We start from the raw sequence: 5,141 nt of genomic DNA, 5'->3' as shown, positions 1-5,141 counted from the left end.
TTCGCTCCGCGACGAGCCCCACCGATGCCGCATCGGGGGTGACGGCGGCGAACCCGGGCACGGCCGCCAGGTCCTCCGGATACAGCCCTGCTCCGCGCCCGTAGGCGGGCAGGTCCGGCAGGGTGGCGGCTGGTCCCACGTGGGGGCCGTCCAGGAGGGAGGGAAGGCCTTCTCCGCTCCGGGTGTACCGGGCCCAGTAGACCTCCTTGCGGCGCGCGTCGGTGGCCACCAGGAATTCGGAACCCTCGACGCCGTCAGCGCGGGCGTCATACGCAATCGCATCGAGGCTCATGACGCCGTGCAGCGGCACCTGCCACACGAAAGCGAGGGTGCGCGCCGTCACCAGGCCGGCCCGGAGTCCGGTGAACGGTCCCGGCCCCACCCCGGCGACGACTGCGTCAAGGTCCCGGCCCGCGACCCCTTCCGCGTCGAGGAGGTGCTGCACGGCGGGGGCCAGCACCTCGGCGTGGGCCCGGGTATCGGTGCTCGAGAAACGCTGCGCGACCGCGCCGTCCTTCAGGAGCGCGGCGCTGGCAGCGGCGGAGGTGTCGAGGGCGAGGATGAGCACCAGTACAGCCTAATCGAGCAGCAGCGACGCCGGTTGTCCGGCCGACCAGCGGGGCCCGTAGGCGGTGATGCTGACGTGCCGGAGCTCGTCGGCATCGTCGTCGAACGTCATCGGCACCTCCGGAGCGAAGCCTCCCATCGGTGCGAGGCCGCCTGCCTCCGGTGCCAGGCCGCCCCCCGCCGCCAGGGCCGTCGCCCCCGGGACCAGCCCGCCTCCCACCGGACGGGTGATGGTGACGTCGAGCCGGCTTGCGGTGAGGTGCTCGACGCGGCCGGCACCCCACTCGATGACGGTGATGCTCGTGTCCAGCGTCGCTTCGAGGTCGAGGTCGTCGATCTCGGCGGCCGATTCCAGCCGGTAGGCATCCACGTGCACCAGGCCCGGCCCGTCGCCGAGGTTCGGATGCTGGCGCACGAGGACGAAGGTGGGAGAGATGATGCCCGCCCGGACGCCGAGCCCGGTGCCGAGGCCCTGCGTGAAGGTGGTCTTGCCGGCGCCGAGCTCACCGGAGAGGACGAGCAGGTCCCCGGCCCGGAGGTTGGCAGCAAGCCGCCGGGCAAGCTCCTTGAGCTCCTCCGCCGACCGGACCTGATGCTCGACCGTCCATGCCGGGCTATTCATCGGCTGCCGTTTCGTTGAGATAGATCCGGGGCACACGGCTGCTGATCCTCGTGACCACCTCGTAGTTGATCGAGTGCGACGCCGCCGCCCAGGCCTGGACCGGCGGTGCGTCGGTTCCTCCGAAGAGGACAGCCCGGTGCCCGAGCGGATTCCGGTCCGTGTCCGCAAGACCGGCAGTACCGAAATCGATCACCAACTGGTCCATCGCGATCCTGCCGACCACCGGATAGGCCCGTCCGTCCACCATCACCGGCGCTCCCGTGGCGATCCGTGGAACGCCGTCGCCGTAACCCACCGGGATCAGACCGAGCGTGGTCCGTTCCGCCGTCCGGTAGGTGAATCCGTAGGACACTCCCTGCCCGGCGGGAACCTCCTTGCAGCCGGCGACCGACGTCGCAAGGGTCATCGCGGGGCGCAGGCCGAGATCCTCCGGAGTCTGGTCCGGGAACGGGGACAGTCCGTAGATCCCGAGGCCCACCCGCACCAGGTCGAAGTGGCAGTCCGGCCGGGAGAGGGTGGCGGGAGTGTTGGCGAGATGGCGCACCTCCACATCCACCCCGCAGTCCTCCGCGACGGCCACCGCTTCGCGGAAGCGCTGCAACTGGTCATCGGTCTCGGGCCGCTCGGGTTCGTCGGCGACCGCGAGGTGCGAGAAGATGCCCACCACCCTCAGGAGGCCCTCCTCCTGGTACTCGAGGGCCTTGCCGAGCAGGGCATCCCACTGCTCGGGAGGGCAGCCGTTCCGTCCGAGTCCGGTGTCGATCTTCAGATGGACCCGCGCGGGGCGCTCGAGGGACCGTGCCGCGGCCACCACGTGCTCAAGTTCCCAGCCGGAGACGCCGAGGTCCACCGAGTGCTCGATACCGGCGGCGAAATCGGAACCGGGAGTGTGCAGCCAGGCGAGCAGCGGCGCTTCGATTCCTGCTTCCCGGAGCGTGACGGCCTCCGCGATGTGCGCCACCCCCAACCACGTTGCTCCCGCTTCGATCGCCGCCCTGGCCACGGGCACGGAGCCGTGGCCGTACGCATCGGCCTTGACGACGGCCATGACCCTCGCGGGGCTCGCGATCTGGGCGATATGGCGGACATTCGAACGGACGGCGTCGAGGTCGATCTCTGCGCGGCGGTCAGCCGGGGCCGGACTTGGAAAACTCACGGGCCTATTCTGTCACTGCTGCGGTTGGTGACGGGTCGACGCGGCGCCCGGCTCCCCCTCGGCTACGCATCCGAGTGCCGGGCGATGGTGGCCGACGCGCGGCGCACGGCCTCGAGCGGCACATCCGACACCAGGTCCTCAAGGAAGCCATAGCGCCGGAGCCATTGCTTGCGGACGCCGTCGCGCTCGGCGCTCATGCGGTGCCACCAGTCGGCGATGTCCCCCCAGCCCGGCGCGGCGAGCGATCCTCCCACATGCTGGACGGAGAGCGAGGCGCACAGGTTGGCGAAGCCCAACCGATCAGCGAGCGGCAGCCCCAGGAGATCGGCCATCACGAAGCCTGCGCTGAAGCAGTCACCGGCGCCGGTGGGATCATACGCGGTGACGGGAAGCGCCGGCACCCACTCCTCCTCGCCCGTCAGTGAGTCGATGGCCATGGCACCGTGCTGCCCCACCGTCACCACTGCCACGGGGACGCGGTCCGCGAGCGCGTACAGCGCGGCCCAGGGGTCGTCCGTCTGCGTGTAGGCCATCGCCTCGGCGCCGTTGGGCAGGAAGGCGTGGAAATATTCGAGGGAGCGCAGGGTCTCCGGGGCCCACTCCCCTGCAGGATCCCACCCCACATTCCCGAAAAGCTTCGTTCCGTTAGCGCTCGCGGCACGCGCCCAGCGTTCGACTTCCGGTTCCACCCCGACGACGGCGGCGCGGCAGCGCGGCGGGTCGCCGATCAGCGTCGACGCGGAGAGGGGCGACGGGTGGCCGTGGGTCACCATGGAGCGGTCGCGGTGCACGGACAACGAGACAGTGACGGGCGAGTGCCAGTCCTCGAAGACCCGGGAGCGGGAGAGGTCTACATACTCCTGGTTCTGAAGGATGTTCCAGTTGGACTGCCCGTACCCGTCGTCGCCGAACGCGGCCGCCAGCGTGGTCCGGAGCCCCAGCCTGCTTGCCGCGATGGCCTGGTTCGCGATCCCTCCGGGGCCCGACCCCATGCCGTCGGTCCACACCTCGGTGCCGGGCGACGGCAGTTGCTCGAGTCCGGTGAAGATGATGTCGAAGAACACCTGGCCGGCGAGCAGCAGGTCGAACTCGGGTTCCTCGCTGGTCCGCCGGCCGGCCAGGGGATCGAAACGGTGCTCATGAACCATGTACGGCACAATACTCGTAGGCTGCACCGTCAGCCTCCGAGGTGCTGGGGAAGGGAGCTGAACGCCGATGAAACTGGTGATTGTAGGCGGCGGCGGGTTCCGCGTCCCTCTGGTCTACCGCGCGCTGGCCCAGGGGCGCTTCGCCGGCCTGATCGACTCGCTGGTCCTTGTGGATACCGACGCCGGGCGCGCGGAGGCCATCCGCCGGGTACTCGGGGACATGCCGCTTTCCGGGGAGGCAGGACGCCCGGACGGACTCCCGCCGGGCGCCGGTTCCGGGGCCGATGGCGGCTCCGCACCGCAGGTGGACCCTGACTCCGGGCACCGGCCCGCGGTGGAGGTCCAGCCGGACCTGCGCACCGCGCTCGCGGGGGCCGACGTCGTCTTCGCCGCAGTACGCAGCGGTGGACCGGAGTGCCGGGTCCTTGACGAGCGTGTGGCGCTCAAGGCGGGCCTGCTGGGCCAGGAGACCGTCGGCGCGGGCGGGATCTCCTACGCCCTCAGGTCCATCCCCGACATGATGCAGGTGGCGCGGCTGATGCAGGAACACGCGCCCGATGCGTGGCTCGTCAACTTCACCAACCCTGCCGGAATGGTGACCGAAGCGCTTCGGACCGTCCTCGGGGAACGCGTCATCGGGATCTGCGATTCCGCGTCGGGCCTCGTGGCCCGTGCCTCCGCCGCCGCGGGGATCCCGCTGCCCCTCGGATCCCTCGCCGGTGTCGACTATGTGGGACTGAACCACCTGGGGTGGCTGCGGGGGTTGATGCACGACGGCGAAGACCGGCTCCCGGCCCTGCTGCGGGATCCCGCACGGCTGCTGTCCTTCGAGGAAGGCCGGGTGTTCGGGCCCGACCTTCCCCGGCTGCTCGGCACCCTGCCCAACGAGTACCTGTTCTACTACTACTTCCACCGCGAGGCACTGCGTGCTGTTTCATCCGCAGGACAGACCCGCGGCGAGGTCCTCGCGAGCCAGCAGCATGGGCTGTACCCGAGGCTGCTCGAGGCATCCCGGCCGTTCGCGGTGTGGGAGGAAGCGCGGTTGGCGCGGGAGTCGGGCTACCTCGTGGAGGCGCGCCACCCGGACGAGCAGCGGGAGCTGAGCGACCTCGCCGGCGGCGGTTATGAGAGGGTCGCGCTGCAGGTAATGCACGCATTGCTGACCGACACTCCTGCCGAACTGATCCTGAACGTCCGCAACGGCACAACCTTTCCCGGACTGCCGGAGGACGCCGTCGTCGAGGTGCCCGCGCGGGTGTCCGGCAGCGGGGCCGTTCCGCTCTCCGCTGCGCCCCTGACCGTTTCCCAACTCGGTCTGATGGCCTCGGTCAAGGCCGCCGAGCAGCAGGCTGTGCAGGCAGCGCTGTACGCGGACAGGGCTGCCGCCCTGTCCGCTTTAACGCTCCACCCGCTCGTCGATTCAGCCCATGCGGCAGCCCGGGTACTAGCTGGGTATGAGGAGGCTTTTCCCGGGCTAGAGCGGTTCTGGCGGGTGTGAGAGCTCGACCGGCTCGAAGGTGGAGCGCTCCGGGTCGCCGTTCGGGTCGAAATCACGGCGACCCAGCAGCCAGTCCTCGCCTGCCTTCTCCGAATCGAAGTAGCAGGTGGGATACGGCGGGCGATGCACTCCGATGAAGAATCCCGCCAG

General features: G+C 70.1%; 5 protein-coding genes. 1 reads left to right on the top strand and 4 read right to left on the bottom strand.

The window, feature by feature from the left end; all coding sequences use genetic code 11:
• The 4 genes from tsaB to Y705_RS0115980 form a co-directional block, all read right to left on the bottom strand.
• Positions 1-568: tRNA (adenosine(37)-N6)-threonylcarbamoyltransferase complex dimerization subunit type 1 TsaB (gene tsaB / locus Y705_RS20740; RefSeq protein ID WP_049822899.1), on the bottom strand; the 568-nt coding region annotated here is incomplete at its 3' end.
• Positions 569-577: 9 nt separating this feature from the next.
• Positions 578-1,189, bottom strand: a complete 612-nt coding sequence (gene tsaE, locus Y705_RS0115990) for a tRNA (adenosine(37)-N6)-threonylcarbamoyltransferase complex ATPase subunit type 1 TsaE (RefSeq protein ID WP_026533576.1) — start codon at positions 1,187-1,189, stop codon at positions 578-580.
• Entirely contained in the window at positions 1,182-2,345 is a 1,164-nt protein-coding gene (gene alr / locus Y705_RS0115985) for an alanine racemase (protein ID WP_026533575.1), read from the bottom strand. Before alr ends, tsaE begins: the two co-directional genes overlap by 8 nt.
• A 62-nt stretch (positions 2,346-2,407) precedes the next feature.
• A complete protein-coding gene (locus tag Y705_RS0115980; RefSeq protein ID WP_026533574.1) occupies positions 2,408-3,493 on the bottom strand; it encodes a carbohydrate kinase family protein in 1,086 nt (361 codons plus the stop codon).
• A gap of 67 nt (positions 3,494-3,560) precedes the next feature.
• On the opposite strand from Y705_RS0115980, the gene Y705_RS0115975 reads away from it, so the two are divergent.
• Complete coding sequence (locus Y705_RS0115975; protein ID WP_026533573.1) at positions 3,561-4,991, top strand: family 4 glycosyl hydrolase; 1,431 nt, start codon at positions 3,561-3,563, stop codon at positions 4,989-4,991.
• Positions 4,992-5,141: the final 150 nt, after the last annotated feature.

It is taken from the genome of Arthrobacter sp. H41 (assembly GCF_000520535.1).
GTDB lineage: Bacteria > Actinomycetota > Actinomycetes > Actinomycetales > Micrococcaceae > Arthrobacter_D.
Note: the sequence above shows the minus strand (reverse complement) of the source record. Positions and strands in the feature narration are given on the sequence as shown.

What these genes read in the sequence shown, in the direction of transcription:
- tsaE (WP_026533576.1), bottom strand. Translation starts at nt 1,189, where the DNA reads ATGAATAGCCCGGCATGGACGGTCGAGCATCAGGTCCGGTCGGCGGAG.
- Y705_RS0115980 (WP_026533574.1), bottom strand. Translation starts at nt 3,493, where the DNA reads ATGGTTCATGAGCACCGTTTCGATCCCCTGGCCGGCCGGCGGACCAGC.
- Y705_RS0115975 (WP_026533573.1), top strand. Translation starts at nt 3,561, where the DNA reads ATGAAACTGGTGATTGTAGGCGGCGGCGGGTTCCGCGTCCCTCTGGTC.